Source organism: Thermogemmatispora onikobensis (genome assembly GCF_001748285.1).
GTDB classification, from domain to species: domain Bacteria; phylum Chloroflexota; class Ktedonobacteria; order Ktedonobacterales; family Ktedonobacteraceae; genus Thermogemmatispora; species Thermogemmatispora onikobensis.
Genome location: NZ_BDGT01000001.1, coordinates 26,148 through 43,673 on the forward strand (window position 1 = coordinate 26,148; position 17,526 = coordinate 43,673).

Annotated in this window: 11 protein-coding genes and 1 pseudogene; 7 read left to right on the forward strand and 5 right to left on the reverse strand. The window is 61.4% G+C overall.

Annotated features, from left to right (window positions below):
- Nucleotides 1-40: 40 nt before the first annotated feature.
- Complete coding sequence (locus BGC09_RS00110; RefSeq protein ID WP_069801167.1) at nucleotides 41-2,140, forward strand: VWA domain-containing protein; 2,100 nt, start codon at nucleotides 41-43, stop codon at nucleotides 2,138-2,140.
- Entirely contained in the window at nucleotides 2,140-2,895 is a 756-nt protein-coding gene (gene rsmG, locus BGC09_RS00115) for a 16S rRNA (guanine(527)-N(7))-methyltransferase RsmG (RefSeq protein WP_084657764.1), read from the forward strand. The genes BGC09_RS00110 and rsmG overlap by 1 nt, the downstream gene beginning before the upstream one ends.
- 78 nt (nucleotides 2,896-2,973) lie before the next feature.
- On the opposite strand, the gene BGC09_RS00120 is transcribed toward rsmG, so the two are convergent.
- Nucleotides 2,974-4,014, reverse strand: coding sequence for an alpha/beta hydrolase family protein (locus BGC09_RS00120; RefSeq protein ID WP_069801168.1), 1,041 nt, complete (start codon nucleotides 4,012-4,014; stop codon nucleotides 2,974-2,976).
- A gap of 429 nt (nucleotides 4,015-4,443) precedes the next feature.
- Here BGC09_RS00120 and BGC09_RS00125 point away from each other — a divergent pair, with 429 nt between their 5' ends.
- The 4 genes from BGC09_RS00125 (at nucleotide 4,444) to BGC09_RS00140 (ending at nucleotide 10,018) form a co-directional block, all read left to right on the forward strand.
- Nucleotides 4,444-5,334: an FAD binding domain-containing protein gene (locus BGC09_RS00125; RefSeq protein ID WP_069801169.1), complete on the forward strand. Its 891-nt coding sequence runs from the start codon at nucleotides 4,444-4,446 to the stop codon at nucleotides 5,332-5,334.
- Between the two features lie 384 nt (nucleotides 5,335-5,718).
- The gene (locus tag BGC09_RS00130) at nucleotides 5,719-6,258 is read left to right on the forward strand and encodes a (2Fe-2S)-binding protein (RefSeq protein ID WP_069801170.1); all 540 of its coding nucleotides are present in this window, start codon (nucleotides 5,719-5,721) and stop codon (nucleotides 6,256-6,258) included.
- Between the two features lie 6 nt (nucleotides 6,259-6,264).
- The gene (cutA, locus tag BGC09_RS00135; protein WP_069801171.1) at nucleotides 6,265-8,658 is read left to right on the forward strand and encodes an aerobic carbon-monoxide dehydrogenase large subunit; all 2,394 of its coding nucleotides are present in this window, start codon (nucleotides 6,265-6,267) and stop codon (nucleotides 8,656-8,658) included.
- A 139-nt stretch (nucleotides 8,659-8,797) separates the two neighbouring features.
- Nucleotides 8,798-10,018 (forward strand): 3-keto-alpha-glucoside-1,2-lyase-like domain-containing protein, encoded by a 1,221-nt coding sequence (locus BGC09_RS00140; RefSeq protein ID WP_176728798.1) that lies wholly within the window; start codon nucleotides 8,798-8,800, stop codon nucleotides 10,016-10,018.
- A gap of 143 nt (nucleotides 10,019-10,161) precedes the next feature.
- Here the strand turns inward: BGC09_RS00140 and BGC09_RS00145 are convergent, their stop codons facing one another.
- The 3 genes from BGC09_RS00145 to BGC09_RS00155 all read right to left on the reverse strand — a co-directional run bounded on the left by BGC09_RS00145 (nucleotide 10,162) and on the right by BGC09_RS00155 (nucleotide 15,171).
- The gene (locus BGC09_RS00145; protein WP_069801173.1) at nucleotides 10,162-12,105 is read right to left on the reverse strand and encodes a glycosyltransferase family protein; all 1,944 of its coding nucleotides are present in this window, start codon (nucleotides 12,103-12,105) and stop codon (nucleotides 10,162-10,164) included.
- Nucleotides 12,106-12,469: 364 nt separating this feature from the next.
- Nucleotides 12,470-13,444, reverse strand: coding sequence for a threonine ammonia-lyase (locus tag BGC09_RS00150; RefSeq protein ID WP_069801174.1), 975 nt, complete (start codon nucleotides 13,442-13,444; stop codon nucleotides 12,470-12,472).
- A 320-nt stretch (nucleotides 13,445-13,764) separates the two neighbouring features.
- Complete coding sequence (locus tag BGC09_RS00155) at nucleotides 13,765-15,171, reverse strand: solute carrier family 23 protein (protein ID WP_069801175.1); 1,407 nt, start codon at nucleotides 15,169-15,171, stop codon at nucleotides 13,765-13,767.
- A gap of 572 nt (nucleotides 15,172-15,743) precedes the next feature.
- Here BGC09_RS00155 and BGC09_RS23190 point away from each other — a divergent pair.
- Nucleotides 15,744-16,355: pseudogene (locus BGC09_RS23190) on the forward strand (TetR/AcrR family transcriptional regulator); the annotation flags it as partial.
- Between the two features lie 43 nt (nucleotides 16,356-16,398).
- Here the strand turns inward: BGC09_RS23190 and BGC09_RS23080 are convergent.
- Entirely contained in the window at nucleotides 16,399-17,490 is a 1,092-nt protein-coding gene (locus BGC09_RS23080) for a zinc-dependent alcohol dehydrogenase (RefSeq protein WP_069801176.1), read from the reverse strand.
- Nucleotides 17,491-17,526 lie beyond the last annotated feature (36 nt).

The following is a 17,526-nucleotide window of genomic DNA, read 5'->3' on the forward strand; positions in this document are numbered from 1 at the left end:
ACTGGGGGGCAGAGGAGCGGGGAGCAGAGGGAGATTTCCCATGTTGAAGCGCTTTTTCCGAACCCGCTACGGCTATTCGCGCTGGGATGGGACCCAGGAGATCGAGGGTCTGGATGCCGATGACATCATGCGCGCCCTCGCGGATGACTACCTGGAGCAGGGCGATCTCCAGCAGGCCCTGCGCCGCCTGATGCAGGACGGTATGCAGCTGCCCGATGGGAGGCGCAATCTCGGTCTACGCGAACTGCTGGAGCGGCTGCGCGCTCAGCGTAGTCAGCTGCTCAATCGCTATAATATGGCCTCCGGCGTCATGGATGATCTGCGCCAGAAGCTGGAGGAGATTAAGCAGCTGGAGCGTGAAGGGATCGAGCGCCGTCTCAAAGAGGCTCAGGAGCTGGCCGAGGCCGAGCAGGCCCACCAGTCTGAGGCCGGGGCTCCGTCTCAGCCTGGCGAGGATACTGCTGGTAGCGATGCCCTGACGCCCGAGCAGAAGCGCCGTATGCTGGAGACAATCGCCCAGCGCAAAAGGCAGTACCTGGAGAGCCTGCCTCACGATCTGCCAGGGCAGATTAAGGCCCTCTCCGAGTACGATTTCATGGAAGAGACGGCGCGCGAGAAGTTCAATGAGCTGCTGGAGAGCCTGCGACAGCAGATGATGCAGCAGTTTTTCCAGGGCATGCAGCAATCGCTGCAGAGCATGACGCCGGAGGATATCGCTCGCCTGCGCGAGATGATCCGCGAGCTCAATCGCATGCTGCGCGAACGGCAGCAGGGCCTGAATCCAGACTTCGATTCCTTCATGGAGAAGTATGGCGAGTACTTCCCCGGGGTGAACACGCTCGATGATCTGATCGAGCAGATGCAGCAGCGCATGGCCGCCATGCAGGCGCTGATGGAGAACCTCTCGCCGGAGCAGCGCCAGGAGCTGGAGGACCTCGTGGAGCAGCTCATCAGCGACGACCGCATCCGGGTGGATCTGATGGAGCTGTCGCAGAATCTCCAGGCCCTGGCTCCCCTGGATGACTACCGCATGCGCTTCCCCTTCCGCGGCAGCGAGCCCCTACCGTTCAACGAGGCCCTGCGCATGATGGGCCGGTTGCAGCAGATGGAGGGCCTGGAGGAGCAGCTCCAGCAGGCCCGGCGCCTGGATGACCTGGAGGCCATCGATAGCGAGAAGGTACGCGAGCTGCTCGGCTCTGAGGAGTATCGCTCGCTGGAAGAGCTGAAAGAGCTGATGAAGGTCCTGGAGGAGGCCGGCTATATTCAAAGGAAGGGGAACCGCTGGGAGCTGACCGCGCGCGCCATCCGCAAGATTGGCCAGAAGGCGCTCCAGGACATCTTTGACAAGCTCAAGCACGATGGCTTCGGGCGCCACGTCAGCCCCTTCCGCGGCCCCGGCGGCGAGCGCACCGATGAGAGCAAGCGCTATGAGTTCGGCGACCCCTTCCTGCTGGACCTGCAAAAGACGGTCATGAATGCCGTCTATCGCAATGGCACCGGCACGCCCATCAGGCTCTCTCAGGAGGACTTCGAGGTCTATCGCACGGAGTTCACAACGCAGTCATCAACGGTGCTCATGCTCGATATGAGTATGAGTATGATCTATAACGGCTGCCAGCAGGCGGCCAAGAAGGTAGCAGTGGCCCTGGAGAGCTTGATTCGCTCACAGTTCCCGCGCGACAACCTCTACATCGTCGGCTTCTCGTTCGTGGCGCGTGAGTACAAGCCAGAAGAGTTGATCGAGATCGGACGCTACGATCATAGCCAGGGGACCAATCTGGCCCACGGCTTGATGCTGGCTCGCCAGTTGCTCTCACGCCATCGCGGGGTCAACAAGCAGATTATCCTGGTCACGGATGGCGGCCCGACGGTCTGGTACGAGGAGGAGCTGGGGGGCTGGCAATTCGCCTATCCCCCCAATCCCTGGGCCGAGCAGCAGGCACTACTAGAGGCTCAACGCTGTACCCGTGAGGGGATCACTATCAACACCTTCATGCTTGAAGATGATCGCTGGATGGTCAGCTTCGTCAATCAGATGGCTGAGATCAACCACGGGCGCACCTTCTACGCCGATAAGAACAACCTGGGCGAATACCTGCTGGTCGATTACCTTAATAGCAAACGCAAGCGAATCTCGTGATGAGCGAGGCAGAGGAGACGCTGCAAGCTTTTGTCCGGCAGCTCTATGCGCAGACGCCCGAGGCGTCCGCACAAGCCGCAGAAGCCCTGGCGCGCTTCTTGCGCTATCGTGAGGAGCTGCTGCGCTGGAACGAGCGCGTGAATCTCACCGCGATTGTCGATCCCGAGGAAGTGCTGACACGGCACTTCCTCGATTCGTTAGCGATCCTGACTGCGGTCGATCCACCGACCTGTCGCCTGCTGGACATCGGCAGCGGCGCGGGTTTCCCCGGTCTGCCGCTCAAGATCGTGCGTCCTGCCTGGGCAGTCAGCTTGCTGGAGGCGACGGCTCGTAAGGTGGCCTTTCTTCGCCATGTCTGCCAGGTGCTGGAGGTGGACGGAGTGACGATTGTGCATGGACGGGCCGAGCAACTGGGGCATGATCAGCGCTACCGCGGTGCCTTCGATCTGGTGACGGCGCGCGCCGTGGCCGCTCTGCCGGTTGTGTTGGAGTACGCAGCCCCCTATTGCCGGGTAGGTGGCACTATCGTGCTGCCCCGCAAGGGCGATAGCCCGGAGGAGATGGCACAGGGCCTGCGGGCAGCTGAGCAGCTGGGCCTGACGCTTGAGGCTCAGCGACCGATCTCCTTGCCCGGTCTCGATGATGGGCGCTATCTCCTCCTCTGGCGTCAGCAGCAGCTTTGCCCTCCGCACTTTCCTCGCAGCAACGCCGCCATTCTCAAGCGCCCTGCCGGTGAGCGTCTCGGTGGGCGCTGAGGGGCGGCCTGGCTGACCGTCCCCCTCAGCACCTACACGAGGTACAAGGAAAGGAAACGCAGAAACGCAAACAAAAGCTCATTTGAGCTTTGAAGGGAGGGGTGTCTTGCTCAGGAGCGCGTTGTTGATCGCCTGGGCCACCGCCTGCTGGATCAGGTAGCCGGTCAGAGAGTGGGGATCAGCGGGATTGTTCTGAACCGGCGTGCAGATCACAGCCTGGCCGGGAGGGCCGGGAAAGAGTGGCGCAAGCGCAGGAACAAGCGCGACAATATCGTTAGGGTCGTAGAAATTCTGCCAGGTTGCTACATTCGGTGGAAAGGGGTGCTTTTGCCCAGGCGGCACCGGCGGCAGCAGCTCCTGGTAGATGAAAGGACTCAGTCCCAAGGGCGATCCCAGGGTGATGAAGGCCGTAATCGGAATCTCGCGATGGGTGTTGAGGACGTCATAGGCAACAACCGTTCCCAGGCTGTGGGCCACTACGATGATCGAGCGACCCGCTTGCTGGCGCAGAAGCGCGAGCAGACGCCCCATGACCTGGGTTCGTAGCGCGGCATTGTGCAGGTAGAGATCGACATCACTGACAAAGAGCCGCAGCAGCTCGCGGGGAGCACCAAGGATGTGCTCCAGACCCTGGAGAATGTGCACCAGGAGCGAGTGGAGCCAGAGGAGGCCCCCCCCAGTATGGGGAGCCATCGCTTGTGGTGCCTGCTCTCCCCCAGCACTTCCGTTCCCCATCAGTCCGCGCCGGCTCGCTTCGCGCAGAATAGCCCGCGCCACATTGATCTGGTAGAGCGGATCTGCGGCTGTGTGGGCAGTGCGCTGGGCGGTCTGCTGCCCACTCGGGGTCGGTTGCTCTCGATAGCTGCCCGTTTCGCCTGGCCAAAGGGCTGCCGCAGCCAGGCGCTGACCAGCCGTCCCCCCGCTTGCCGGCGGAAGGACCACATCCGGGAGAAAGAGGTCGCCGTAGAAGGCCAACAGGATGCGCTCACGCCCGATCACGACTGGCGCAGGGAGTCTTCCCAGACCCTCTAGTATTCCTCCCTGAAAGTCAGCCAGGATCTGGTCCTTCAAATGCCACTGTTCGCTTCTTCCATGCACACAGACGATAACGCTATCCACTACTCGTTCTCCTTTTTCTAATGCTTAGGCAAGCAGCCGCGCCACGTAAATGTAAATACTCTCTTATTCTATTGTACTGATTCGCAAACATATACATATGCAAAAGCAGTGAAAGTTGAGGGAGGAGAAGATACTGGGAGAAGGGCATAGTGTTGCAGGAAAGTGGTGGTCAAGGGGTGGTAGGCTGGGAGGCTTGACAGCGCTTGGGAATAGGGGTACTCTTTTGGGTATTCCCTCACCCTTTCAGGCCGGGTCAGTGCTGGAAGCGAGGCAAGAAGAGCAAGCGCTCGCTGGTCCGGCCCCAGCTCTGAGTTCAGGTGAGTCAGGGCCTGCTGCCCGCGGGGGAGCAGTCGTTGGCGTTCTCTGAAGCCGCAGTCGAAGGAGAGAGCGCGAAACGATCAAGAGACTGGGAGCAAGGAGCAAGCAGCGATGAAACCACCACGCTTTCAATATTGCGCGCCGCGCCTCCTTGACGACGCGCTGGATCTGCTGGACCGCACTGCTGAAGAAGCGAAGGTTCTGGCGGGCGGTCAGAGCCTGATGCCGCTCTTGAACATGCGCCTGGCCAGGCCAGCCTATCTTCTGGACATTAACCATATTTCGGAGTTGCACTACATCGAGGAGGAGACAGACTATCTCGCGATTGGGGCTGTGACCCGACAGCGGCAGGTTGAGCGCTCAGTCGTTGTGCAGCACAAGCATCCGCTGCTGGTTGAGGTTATCCGCCATATCGGCCACTTTCAGATCCGCAATCGAGGGACCGTAGCAGGCAGCATTGCCCATGCTGATCCGGCGGCGGAGTTGCCGGCCCTGCTGGTCTGTCTGGATGGCACGGTGGTGGCGCAAAGCGCGCGCGGCGAGCGCCTGTTACCAGCGGCTGACTTTTTCCACGGCTATCTGACCACCGAGTTACGGCCCGATGAAATGGTGACCGAGGTGCGTTTCCCCTGGTTGCCTCCGGCTGCCGGCTGGGCCTTTGCAGAGTTCGCGCGCCGCTCCGGCGATTATGCGCTTGCCGGGGCCATTGTGGTGCTGACGGCGGGACCTGATGGGCGCTGCAGCTCGGCGCGCTTGAGCTATCTAGGGGTGGCCCCAGTGCCGCAGCGCGCCGTCGCGGTGGAGGCGCTGCTGGTTGGTAGCACCCTGGACGCGGCCACTCTGGAGGAGGCTGCGGAGGCAGCTCGCACACTTGTCAGCGAGGAGATGCAGGATATCCACGCTACCGCTGAGTACCGACGCGAGCTGGTGGCAGAGCTGACGCGCCGCCTGTTGCCCCTGGCCTGGTCGCGTTGCTCCCACGCTCGCCCCGGGCCGGTCTGAGGTGCATGCTCTCCGGTGTCCGTGGCAGGCCGCCCAGCAACTCACAGGCCCCGTCAAGGGGCCGTTCCTCTTCTCTGTTCTTTTTCTTTCTATCTTTCTTTCTTGCTTGCTTTTATCTTGCGAGCGGTCGGCCCATCAGCCACCTGGCCAATCAGCGAAGAGCGCCCAAGAGGCCAGAATAAGAGAGATGGCGGGCTGTGGCCTTGTCTCACTCGCACCCGTGCGCAACCTGCGCAAGAGTGGGCTGACGCGCGGGTCCTTTCTCAAGGTGCAAGCAGGCCAGGCAGCAAGCAGTCAGGCTGTCTTTCTCGCCTGCGCGGTGGGCGTGGCGTTTGGTCCAGCCACCTGGCAGCCTGGCTAGTAACGAGAAAGAGGTTATTGCCTATGTATGCCTTCGAAGAGCCTGGGTCTCCTCCGCAGTTCTGTGAGGAGTATGATCTGACGGTGACGGTCAATGGCTGTCTCTATCAGCGCCGTATCCCGGCGCGCATGCTCCTGTCAGATTTCTTGCGCCATGAACTGCATCTGACCGGCACCCATGTGGGATGCGAGCATGGCGTGTGTGGCTGCTGTACAGTGCTGCTCAACGGGGAGGCTGTACGCTCATGCCTGCTGCTGGCTGTGCAGGTGGATAACATGGCACTGACGACTATTGAGGGACTGGCGGGCAGTGCTGAGGAGCTGCATCCTATCCAGCGGGCCTTTCAGGAGAAGCATGCCCTTCAGTGCGGCTTCTGTACCCCTGGCTTCATTATGTCGATCCATGCATTCCTCCACGAGCATCCTGACCCGGACGAGCCTGAGATTCGCCAGGGATTGGCGGGAAATCTCTGCCGTTGCACTGGTTATCAAAACATTGTCGAGGCGGTCAAGTTGGCAGCCCACTATCTGCGCAGCTCTCAGTCTGAGAGGGAGGAGGCTTAAGCGCCTATGGCAACACGCTGGTTTGGTGCTCCAGTTCAGCGTTCCGAAGACCCGCGCTTGCTGCGCGGGCGGGGAACCTACGTCGATGATATCGATTTGCCGGCAATGGTGCATGCTGCCGTTTTGCGCAGCCCTTATGCCCATGCTCGCATCAGGAGCATCGACGCCTCGGCGGCGCGCGCCCTGCCTGGCGTGCACCTGGTCTTGACGGCGGAAGATTTGGGCGAGCTGCTGGAGCCATCGCCGCTGCTGGTGCCGCACCCGGCGCTGACGCAGCCGCGTACACAGCTACCGCTGGCGCGCGATGAGGTCCACTATGCTGGGGCCGCGGTGGCTTTTGTAGTGGCTGAGAATCGCTATCTGGCTGAAGATGCCCTGGAGCTGATCGACGTGGACTACGAGCCTCTGCCAGTCGTGGCGAGCCTGGAGCAGGCGGCAGCTGAGGGGGGGCCGCTGGTCCATGCCGATGTGCCGGGCAACGTGGCTGCGCACCTGGTGCAACGGGTTGGTGATCCCGAGGAGGTCATAGCTTCCGCTCCTCATGTGCTGCGCGAGCGCTTTGTGATGGAGCGTGGTTCGGCTATGCCAATGGAGGGCCGTGGGGTTGTCGCCCGCTGGGACCCCCACGAGGGCATGCTGACCTGTTGGATGTCAACGCAGGGGCCGATCCCCATCCGCAATGGTCTGGCGGCGATGTTCCACTTGCCAGAGCATAAGGTGCGCGTCGTGGCTCCCGATGTGGGCGGGGGCTTTGGCACCAAGATTATGATGTTCTACCCGGAGGAGATCCTGACGCCCCTGGCGGCGCTGCGGCTGGGGCGTCCGGTGAAGTGGATCGAAGACCGCGCCGAGCATTTCCTCTCGGCTAACCAGGAGCGGGGCCAGATCCACGACGTGGAATATGCCTTCAATGATGAGGGCATCTTGCTGGCGGTCCGCGATGTCTTTTTGCATGACACCGGGGCCTATACGCCCTATGGAATCATTGTCCCTATTATTACAGCCTGTACCTTGCCCGGCCCCTATCGCTTGCGTCATTATTATAGCGAATTCAAGGTCCTCTATACCAACAAGGTGCCGGTCAGCCCGTATCGCGGCGCGGGTCGCCCCCACGCAGTTTTTGTCATGGAGCGCATCATGGACCGCATTGCGGAGGAGCTGGGACTCGATCCGCTGGAGGTGCGCAGCCGCAACTTTATTCGGCCTGACGAGTTTCCCTGGGATGTCGGCCTGGTCTATCAAGACGGCGGGCCAACAATCTACGACAGTGGCAACTACCAGGCCGGCCTGGAGCGTCTCAAGGAGGCTCTGGGCTACGAACAGTTTCGCGAGGAGCAGCGACGAGCGCGCGAGCAGGGGCGCTATCTGGGTGTAGGAGTCGCCTGCTATGTCGAGGGCACGGGGATCGGTCCATACGAGGGAGCCCAGGTGCGCGTCGAGTCGGATGGACGGGTCTATGTCTCAACGGGCGTGACGACCCAGGGACAGGCCCATCAGACGACTTTCGCCCAAATTGTGGCCGACCAGCTGGGGGTTGATCCACGGGACGTACTGGTGACGACTGGAGACTCGCAAGCCTTCTATTGGGGCGTTGGCACCTTCGCCAGTCGGGCTGCCACAGTGGCCGGCTCGGCAATCCATCTAGCGGCGGTCAAGGTTCGTGAGAAGGCCAGGCAGGTGGCGGCGGACCTCTTTGAAGCCTCGCCGGAGGATATCGAGCTGGCTGATGGCAAGGTCTTTGTGCGTGATGCACCTCAGCGGGCACTGACCCTTGGCCAGGTGGCCATCGCCTCTAATCCCCTACGCTATTCGTATGGAGAGAACGCCCGCAAGTTGATGCAGATGCAGCTGGCAGGACCACGTCCTGGTCCGGCACTGCCGGAGGAACGTGGCGGCCCAGGGCTGGAAGCAACAGCGTTTTATAGCCCCCCGCGCGGTACCTTTGCCAGTGGAGCGCATGGGGCCATTGTGGAGGTTGATCCGCGGACAGGTCTGGTCACGTTCCTCAAGTATGTGGCCGTCCACGACTGCGGGCGAGTGATCAACCCGTTGGTGGTTGAGGGCCAGGTGCATGGAGGTGTGGCCCAGGGCATCGGCGGCGCCTTCTACGAGCGCCTCGTCTTCAATGAAGAGGGGCAGCTGCTCAACGGCAGCTTTATGGATTACTTGCTGCCCACCGTCGAGGAGATCCCCCCACTGCAGGTCGAGCATGTAGAGACCCCTTCGCCGCTCAATCCGCTGGGCGTGAAGGGGGCAGGCGAAGCCGGTACCATTCCGGTGGCGGCCCTCTTTGCCTCGGCTCTGGACGATGCATTGGCCCCCTTCGGCCTGCGCATCCGTGAGATGCCCCTCGATCCCTGTCGTTTGCAACAGCTGCTCAGAGAGCGTCAGAATACTTGAAGCGCATGGATCGTGTGAGATACCGCGATTTGTGAAAAATTACCGGTAGACATTCAGGCGGCGATATGCGATACTCAACGTGGCTAGCCATGCGTGTGAGCCGAGTATGCCAACCAAGAAGAGTGGAGGGTCCTATCTCATGTCCTCAATGTATCCTCCGTATGGGGGAGGGACCGCAGGTCAACTCTGTCAGCGCTGTAGGATGCCGTTAGCACCCAACGAGGTCTATTGTAGTAACTGCGGATACTATAATGCACCTGCCAGCAACCAGCCGGCGCCATCGAATCCGGGGACGCCCTGGGGAGAAGGGGCGGGAGGCTATCCGCCGACAACCTACGGTCAGCCGTATCCTGGTGGCGGGACGCCTTCGCAGTGGGGCCAGCCAGAGACTCCTGTCTCGACGCCCCCGCCGCCGTCTTCGCCTGGCTTTAGCGGAGCACCGGGCTACTATGGAGGCACGCCGTCGTCCTCGACGCCCCCCCCGCCAGGGTACTCCTTTCCTGATCAAGGGGGCGCTCCTCCCTATGCTTCTCCGGTCCCGGGCAGTTACCCCCAGGTAGGGGGCTATCAGGTACCGCCCCTGCCTCCTTCCCAGCCGCCTGAGCGACCTCGCCAGGGGCCGAATTTCGGCCTGATCGCCCTGATAGTGGTGGTGGTCCTGGTGCTGGTACTTGGCGGAATCGGCGTTTTTGCCCTCACGCATCGCAGCGGGGGAACCGCGGGTACCCAGACCCCAACACCTGCGCAGGGCACGAGTGTCCCGACTGCCACGCCACTGTTCAGTGACAATTTTGCGAACAACAACCACGGCTGGGATCTGACTAGTGTGCCGGGACGTTACTCGGTCAAGCTTGGGAACGGGCAGCTGCTCCTGGAAGAAGATAACAATCGCATCCTGCCAGAGTTCGTGCCCGGCAAGACCTTCGATGACTTCAGGCTGGACGTCGATGCCACCATCACCAAGGGAACGCAGGAGAACAGTGGCTTTGGTATCTATGTCCGCGCCTCGGCCAACCAGAATACTGAGTTGGCAACCTACTACCGCTTCGCGATGTATGGCGATTCAACCTACGCCATCTTCAAAGGCGTTGTTGATTCCTCGGGTCAGCCACTCGATGACCAGAAGCTGGTGGGCTATCTGTCGACCACAGCTCTCAAACCGATTGGCCAGGTCAACCATGTTGAGATCGTTGCCAAGGGGTCGACGATGACGCTCTCAGTGAATGGTCAGGTGCTCAACAGCGTGACCGATACCAGCTATAAGAGTGGCTCGATCGCCCTCTATGTCTCGAATCTGCCCGATACGCCCAAGGGCGTGGTAGTGGCCTACTCGAATCTGGCGATCTATCCTGCTGCCTGAGCTGGCAGGTGCTGTATCCTGCCGGCCCAGGGTGATCAGACGGATCTCTCTGCAGTGCCAGGTGGAGGTAGATGGGAACCCGGGGGTTGGTCAGCTGGCCGGCCTTGGTGGCAGAAGCCGATACCGTCCCGAGCCTTGACCATTCAGGTTCCTCCTCCAGGACCGGCCCCGTTGGCGGCTGAGGGCGTGGCTGCTGATGAAGGTGCTGGCCGAGGCTGGTAGATGAGGTAGCCAACAAACTGGTAGAGGTGGTAGGTCTGTCTGGCCTTGGGGGAGGAGAGTACTTGTTGCTGGAAAAAACTGGCTTGCTGACGTCCCGTGGCGGCATCGAGCAACCCGTTGGCAACAGGAAAGACGTAGGCGGGCGTGGGGGCGCTCTCGACAATTTGACGGTATGGTTCATAGCGGTTAAAGCCCGGTCGTAGCTTGGAGTCGAGCACGCTGCAGATGATACGTTCCTGGCTCAGGAAGACGAGCCAATTGCAGGTCCAGTATTCAGAGTAGACCCGGGTGGCTCCAATCGTCTCTAACTTCTGAATTAAGGCCAGACGCCGCTGGTAGTCGGCCTGGGAGGCCGGAATGTCCGCGAAGGTGCGGGCAGTTCCAACCACGAAGGTCGCCCCTACGAGCGACAAGAGAAGCATCAGAGGAAGCGCCGTGGCCATTCTGGCCCCGTGGTCACGAGCGCCGATGCTGGTGGGGAGGGGCTGCTGCCTGGCCTGACGGAGATGTCCCAGAGTGTGGGCGCTCCGCTGCCAGAGTGGCCAGAGCAGGACTGGAAGAGCCACCAGGGCACAGGTCAGGTAGCGGAAGGTAGTCTCCGGCGAGACGGCAGCAACGGGCGCAGCAGCGTAAAGGAAGAGCGTCAGACCAACACTTGCCAGCAGGGCCAGTTGCACACACTGGCGTATTGTCTCCTCGTGGGCCGCTCCAGTCTCCAGCAGCTTTGGCTCGGCGCTCGTCAGATGGAGTTGAGGCCAGCAATGACCGGGCCAGGGTAGTGACAAAGAGTGGGTCCACCGGAGTCGCTGCAGGCGGCGGAAACAGAAGAGGGTTGCCAGCAGAGCCAGCACCACGTAGGCAAGTCCCCAACCCATTTGAGCTGAGACGCAGAGCCAGGTCTGCGAAGTCGGTAGTCCCCAGGGTGGAATCGCACTGAGCGGGCAGCGCGGCTGGTAGCCTGTGGCCCACGGCAGGGCGATGAAGAAGGCTCCGCTCAGCTGGTGAAAGCCAGTCAAATGGCGAGCGGCTAGTTCATCAGCGCCGCCGTGATGGATAGACAGTAGCACGGCTAGTGAGTTCTGACTGAGCGGAGCCGTCAGATTGTAGTAGAGCAGCGGCTCCGCCCCGACCATCATCCCCAGTAGCAGGCCCAGGCCCGCGCGCCCCCACAGCTCGCGCCCGCAGAAAAGCACCAGCAGCGCCAGGGCAGCCAGCACGAATGGACCGATCAGGAAGTCAATCCACAAGGCCAGGCCGATGCTGACCCCGAGCAGGACATAAACCGCCAGCCGCCTCCAAGAGGGTGATCGGCGCTGCACCCTGCTGGCAGGGAAGGAGAGGGCCAGCCAGCCAGCCAGCAGTAGAATCAGAGGGGCGAACATCAGCATCTCGGGGTATTCTCCCACCGCGCGTAGCTGAAGGAAGAGCACATCCCCCGAGCCAAAAGTAAAGAGCAGGAGGCAGGCGAAGGCAAAAGTTCTGCCGTAGAGAAGACGCACCAGACCGTAGCTGCTCAGTAGAAAGCCAGCGACGAACGGCAGCAAGGCCAGGCGCAATGTGAAAAGCGAAGGGCCGAAGAGACGGAAGAGAGCGGCGGCGACATATCCTTCGACTGGTCCCATATAGGGCAAGCCGTAGAAGAAGATAGGATGATCGCCCTGAAAAGCGACGTGCAGCGCTACCAGGCCCATATTCGCCTCATCGCTGTTGGTGATGGGCCAGGGGGAGCGAATCAGCACGAAGCGGAGCGTCAGAGCCAGCAGCAGGATCAGGGCCACGGCGAGCCATTCCAACAAGCCAGAGCGAGCGAGGCCTCTGGCGTGCTGAGGACGCTGCACTGAGACGGTAAGCTGATGTGTGAGCATCGTTCTTCCGGATCTCCGTTGCTGAAGGTGGTATGAGCTGAGCAGGGCCAAGCGGGGAGGTTAGAAGTGGACACTCCGGCGAGCCGACCCATTGCATTGTCTTCGGGACCGGAGAGAGAAGCGCCAGTCCAGCAGGTGTCTGTTCTCTGCCATGTCCCTCCCAAGAAAAGAGGAACGAGTTTCAACGGAAGTGAGTCACGTCCCCGTACCCTGCTCCTGAGAAGCCCGGCGCATCTCCCTCCGTCCAGAGCCGTGGCGCGAACCTCATGAAGGCAACCAGGCCCGTCAGAAGGGAAAAGGAACGTAGAGGGAGGGAAGCAGGGAAGCAGGGAGCCGAAGAGGATGAGCGCCAGCTCACACCAGATTAGGGCCAGGCGCTCAGGGCCTGGGCATAGACTGCCGGATCGACGTTGCCGCCGCTCACGATGCAGCAGACACGTTGACCACGGAAGCGCTCCGGCTGGAGCAGCAAAGCCCCCAGGGCTAAAGCACCTGTCGGCTCAACCTTCAGATTAGCCAGCAAGAAGAGACGGCGTAGCGCTTCCAGCGTGACCTCATCCGGGACCTCGATGATCTCCTCTACTCCCTGGCGGATGATCTCCCAGTTGAGTCGCCCCAGGGAGAGGGTGCGCGCCCCATCAGCAACCGTTTCCGGCTCCATTCCATTCGAGAGCAACTGTCCGCTGCGTAGCGAGCGAGCGGCATCATTGCCAGGCAGCGGTTCTGCCCCGACGATGCGTGTTGAGTGCCCGAGAAGATCACGAGCGATGACCTGTCCTGAGATCAGTCCACCACCGCCGACCGGTACCAGCAGTACATCGACCTCTGCCTGGCGCAGAATCTCCTGGCCGAGGGTCGAATTGCCTGTCACCACGCGATAATCGTCGTAGGCCGGAGCGATGAACGCCTCGGGCACTTCGCGGGCCAGCTCTGCCACACGCTCCTGACGGCTGACACGGCGGACATCGGTCAGCTCGACCCTTCCCCCATAGGCCTGGACGGCCTCAATCTTCACACGGGCCGCAGTCGAGGGCATGACGATCGTTGCCTCTTTCCCCAACAAGCGCGCCGCGTAGGCCACAGCCTGGCCAAAGTTACCAGAAGAGGCAGTGATAATCTGCCGCTGAGGAACACTGGCCAGCAGGTGGTAAGCGGCGCGGAATTTAAAGCTGCCCGTATATTGAAAGGTCTCACTGGCGAGCAGCAGCTGACAGCCCAGGGCTTCGGAGAGACGGGGTATAGGCAGCAGGAGCGTAGGACGCAGGTGACGCGGCAGCCTGTGCCAGACCTCCTCAACGTAGGCTGGAGTCAGCTCGGGAGCCAGATCGTAGCGGTGCATAGCAGGTATCTGCGTCTTTCCAGGGCAAGATCGTCAAGCGGGCAATGGCCCAAGCCACAAGCCAGCAACTGACCAAAGGAGCGCCGCCCCAATGGCCTTCCTTCTCTGCCAAGGCGGCAGGATGGGATCGCAGCAAAGTGTCTCTACGGCGCTCCTCTGGTCATTGTACCACTGTCGACTTGCAGAAGACAAGGCACCGCCGCCATGATCGGCTCAGGCAGGCACTGGCCTGCTCCTTCTCGGGCGGATAGAGGCCCACCAAGGAAGAGGGAGCAAGACCAGGAGGCAGCTCTGGGCCGAAGTGAAGCGGACAAGCCAGGTTATGCATGCTGCTCCGGTGGTTCTGGCTCCAGCGAGCGCTCGCCTGCTGGATTCAGGCCCACAGCGGCGTCGGCTGTCGCTGCCTCCTCCGGCTCCGGCTCTGGCTCGCGCAGAATCTGGTAGAGGATAATTGATCCAAACGTTGCCACGCCGATGGCGCTCAGCTGGAAGCTTCCAATAGTGAGCGCCAGATTCCCGGCCCCCACGATCAGAGCAAAGGCCACCGTAATCAGATTACGGCTCTTCGAAAAATCCACGCGGTTCTCGACCCAGATGCGACCACCAGTGGCGGCAATCAGGCCGAAGAGGACGATCGCCAGGCCACCAATCACTCCGGAGGGAATGGTCATGATCAGGGCGCCGAACTTCGGGCAGAAGCCCAGCAAGATGGCCACGATGGCAGCAATGATGAAGATAGCAGTAGAATAGATACGAGTAACGGCCATAACGCCAATATTCTCGGCGTAGGTTGTCACCCCGGTACCACCGCCAAAACCGGCCACAATAGTAGCAAGGGCATCGCCGAGGAAGGCGCGGCCCAGATAGCGATCCAGATTGCGCCCTGTCATGGCTGCCACTGCCTTGACATGGCCGGTGTTCTCTGCGACCAGAATGACGGCCACCGGGGCGATCAGCGCAATAGCCCCGGGTGAGAACGTGGGCGTTGAGAAGTGGGGGAGGCCGATCCAGCTCGCCTTTTCCAGTCCTGAGAAATCGATAGGCTTGCCCAGATGCAGGCCATTAGCGAACAGCAGGTAGATCAGATAACCGATGATACCGCCGAGCAGAATGGGCAAGCGACGCAAGGGGCTGGGGAGGAAAACGGCCACGAACGCGACCGCCAGCACAGTAATGAGGCCCATCCAGGTATCGAACGCCGAGCCGCTGACATCGCTCACGGCCACCGGGGCCAGATTCAGCCCAATGACAGCGACAACGGCGCCAGTTACCACGGGGGGCATCAAGATATCGATCCAGCGATAGCCAGCGGCTATCACGATCAAGGCAATGATGCCGTAGACGACCCCCGCGGCAATGATGCCGCCCAGGGCTACCCCAATGTTTGGATTGAGGCCCGAGCCGTGGAAGCCGCTGGCGAAGCCAGTAGCAGCCAGCACCACTGCGATAAATGAGAAGCTAGAGCCAAGGTAGCTCGGCACTCTCCCGCCCACGACCAGGAAGAACAAGAGCGTGCCAATACCTGAGAAGAAGATGGCTGTGTTTGGATCGAAGCCCATCAAAATGGGAGCCAGCACGGTTGAGCCAAACATAGCCAGCACATGCTGCAGCCCCACCAGAATAGACTGCCCCCAGGGAAGGCGCTCATCGGGCGCAATAATCCCTTCGGTCTTGAGCGTCCAGCCGCTGAAATAGCCGCGTTTCTCCGCGGTGTCGCCTGTTGCCATGCGGAAAACCCTCCTCATAGAAACAGTTGGCCAAAGGTGGATGCCAGAATCGCGAGAAAGAAACGAGAAAGAAAAAAGAGGGTAGTTCGTTCCTTGAATGTGCTACCCAGGGTGTGAGCGAAACGCTGAGGTGATTGACTGAGGTTCGGACCAGATCGGTGGGACAATCTGTGAGCGCTGTGGCCTCCTTTCTGGTACCTGCGCGGCAGGCCGGCGGACGCAGCTGACAGAGGTGACTGACCGCGGACCGAGCAGGCAGGGCCTATTTCCCTAGATTATACCCTATTCTGGCCTCAAATGCGAGCCATCCCTGGAGGCGCGAGCAAGCCACGCTGATAGCAGGCAGACCTCATGCTCGCTGGCCAGAGCGAAGAAGGAGGCGAGGGAGTGGAGTACGCTGCGGCTCTTTCCCGGCCCCTGTGCTCTGGGCAGGTCAGGGCTGCTCTGCTAGAATAGGGGCAAAGCCTGGGAAAGAGGACAAGAGCATTATGCCCCAGGCGCCAGCGGCAGCCGGAGGAGCGCTGTCGGGCTGTGTGTCTGGGCAGGACAGGACAAGACAGGTAGAGAAGGGCATGAGGCCATCTCGTGATCAGCAGCCAGAGAGGAAGGATCGAAGCAACGTGAGAAACAGCCAGCTGAAGCGACAGAGCAGCGAGGCGCCAAGTGGCCAGGTCAGCCACAGCGAACCCCGCTCCGTCAGAGAGACCATCCTGGCCGCCGCCGTCGAGCTATTCGCTCGCTACGGCTACCATGCGGCCCCCCTACGCGACATAGCCCGTATGGCCGGCATTCAGGCGGCCAGCATTTACTATCACTATGCGAACAAGCAGGCGCTGCTTGTTGAAATCATGGAGACCTACATGCGCCACCTGAACGCCAACCTGGAGCGCATCATACGGGAGCAGTCGGGGCCACTGGAGCGGCTACGGGAGGCCATTGCCAACCACATTCGTCTTCATACCAGTTTCAAGAACGAATTCTTCATCATCGACACCGAGATTCGCGCGCTGGAGGGGGCCAACCGTGACTATATTATTGCCCTGCGTGACCACTATGAGCACCTGATTCAGGAAATCCTGCGCGATGGCATGGAGCGAGGAGTCTTCAAGCCGAGCGACATCAAGGTCACCTCCTATGCCCTGATTGCCATGTGCACCGAAGTCGCCACCTGGTTCCGTCCGGGTGGGCGACTCGGCGTGCAGCAGGTCATAGACCTCTACAGTCAGCTCATTCTGCAGGGTCTGCTGTGCGAAGGAGATCCCGAGCGAAGGCCGGCGGGATCAGGGCATACTTTACCCCCTGCTTCTGGAGCAGCAGGTGAAGGGCCGTCACGGCCTCAGCCAGAGGGAAGCGAGCCGTGATGAGGGCCTCGACGGGGATCTGTCCGCTGGCGATCAGCTCCAGAGCGCGTGCGAAGTAAGTAGGGGTATGATGAAAGACCCCTTTGAGGGTGAGCTCATCGTAGTGCAGCGGGCGTGTCTCCAGCGAGATGCGTGTGCCCGAGGCGCAGCCCCCAAAGAAATTCACCAGCCCGCCGCGGCGCACCAGGGAGACTGCCAGTTCCCAGGTCTCGGGAGTGCCCACGGCCTCGATAACCACATCGGCCCCGCGTCCCTCGGGGGTGGCCTCCCGCAGCAAGGCGCGCTGCTCTTCGGCGGAGAGGGAGCCGGTTTCAAAGACCTGCGCGGCGCCGAAGTGACGAGCGAGGGCCAGGCGTTGCTCGCCGTGCCCGCTGACCAGGACCCTGGCCCCTGCCAACCGGGCGGCTGCCGTCAGCAGCAGGCCCAGGGGGCCAGCCCCAATGATCAGCACCGTATCACCGGGCTGGATCTCGCTCTCCTCGACCCCATGCAGGGCGCAAGCCAGGGGCTCTGTCAAGGCAGCCGCCGTAAACGAGAGGCCCTGCGGCAGGCGATAGAGATTGCGCTGCACAATGCGGGCCGGAACCAGCAGATACTCGGCGTAGGCTCCATTCAGCAGCAGCAGATCCTCGCAGAGGCTATAGCGACCGCGATGGCAGTAGAAACAGCGATCGCAAGGGGCGGAATTGGCCGCCACCACGGCATCGCCCTCCTTCCACCCCTGGACGCCCGGGCCGACAGCCGCCACCACACCCGCGGCCTCATGGCCAAAGCCGGCGGGTGGATGTTTGAACAAGAGAGGATGGCCGCGCACATAGGTCTTGACATCGGTGCCACAAGTAGTAGCTGCCGCGATTTGCAGAACAAGCTCGCCGGGGCCTGGCTCGGGAATAGGGCGCTCCTCCAGACGCACATCGCCCGGCGCATAGAACATCGCCGCCAACATCTGTCCAGGCATAGCGTGTGACTTCCTCCCTTACCTCTCACGTTGCAG

What these genes read in the sequence shown, in the direction of transcription:
- BGC09_RS00110 (WP_069801167.1), top strand. Translation starts at nt 41, where the DNA reads ATGTTGAAGCGCTTTTTCCGAACCCGCTACGGCTATTCGCGCTGGGAT.
- rsmG (WP_084657764.1), top strand. Translation starts at nt 2,140, where the DNA reads ATGAGCGAGGCAGAGGAGACGCTGCAAGCTTTTGTCCGGCAGCTCTAT.
- BGC09_RS00125 (WP_069801169.1), top strand. Translation starts at nt 4,444, where the DNA reads ATGAAACCACCACGCTTTCAATATTGCGCGCCGCGCCTCCTTGACGAC.
- BGC09_RS00130 (WP_069801170.1), top strand. Translation starts at nt 5,719, where the DNA reads ATGTATGCCTTCGAAGAGCCTGGGTCTCCTCCGCAGTTCTGTGAGGAG.
- cutA (WP_069801171.1), top strand. Translation starts at nt 6,265, where the DNA reads ATGGCAACACGCTGGTTTGGTGCTCCAGTTCAGCGTTCCGAAGACCCG.
- BGC09_RS00140 (WP_176728798.1), top strand. Translation starts at nt 8,798, where the DNA reads ATGTCCTCAATGTATCCTCCGTATGGGGGAGGGACCGCAGGTCAACTC.
- BGC09_RS00145 (WP_069801173.1), bottom strand. Translation starts at nt 12,105, where the DNA reads ATGCTCACACATCAGCTTACCGTCTCAGTGCAGCGTCCTCAGCACGCC.
- BGC09_RS00150 (WP_069801174.1), bottom strand. Translation starts at nt 13,444, where the DNA reads ATGCACCGCTACGATCTGGCTCCCGAGCTGACTCCAGCCTACGTTGAG.
- BGC09_RS00155 (WP_069801175.1), bottom strand. Translation starts at nt 15,171, where the DNA reads ATGGCAACAGGCGACACCGCGGAGAAACGCGGCTATTTCAGCGGCTGG.
- BGC09_RS23080 (WP_069801176.1), bottom strand. Translation starts at nt 17,490, where the DNA reads ATGCCTGGACAGATGTTGGCGGCGATGTTCTATGCGCCGGGCGATGTG.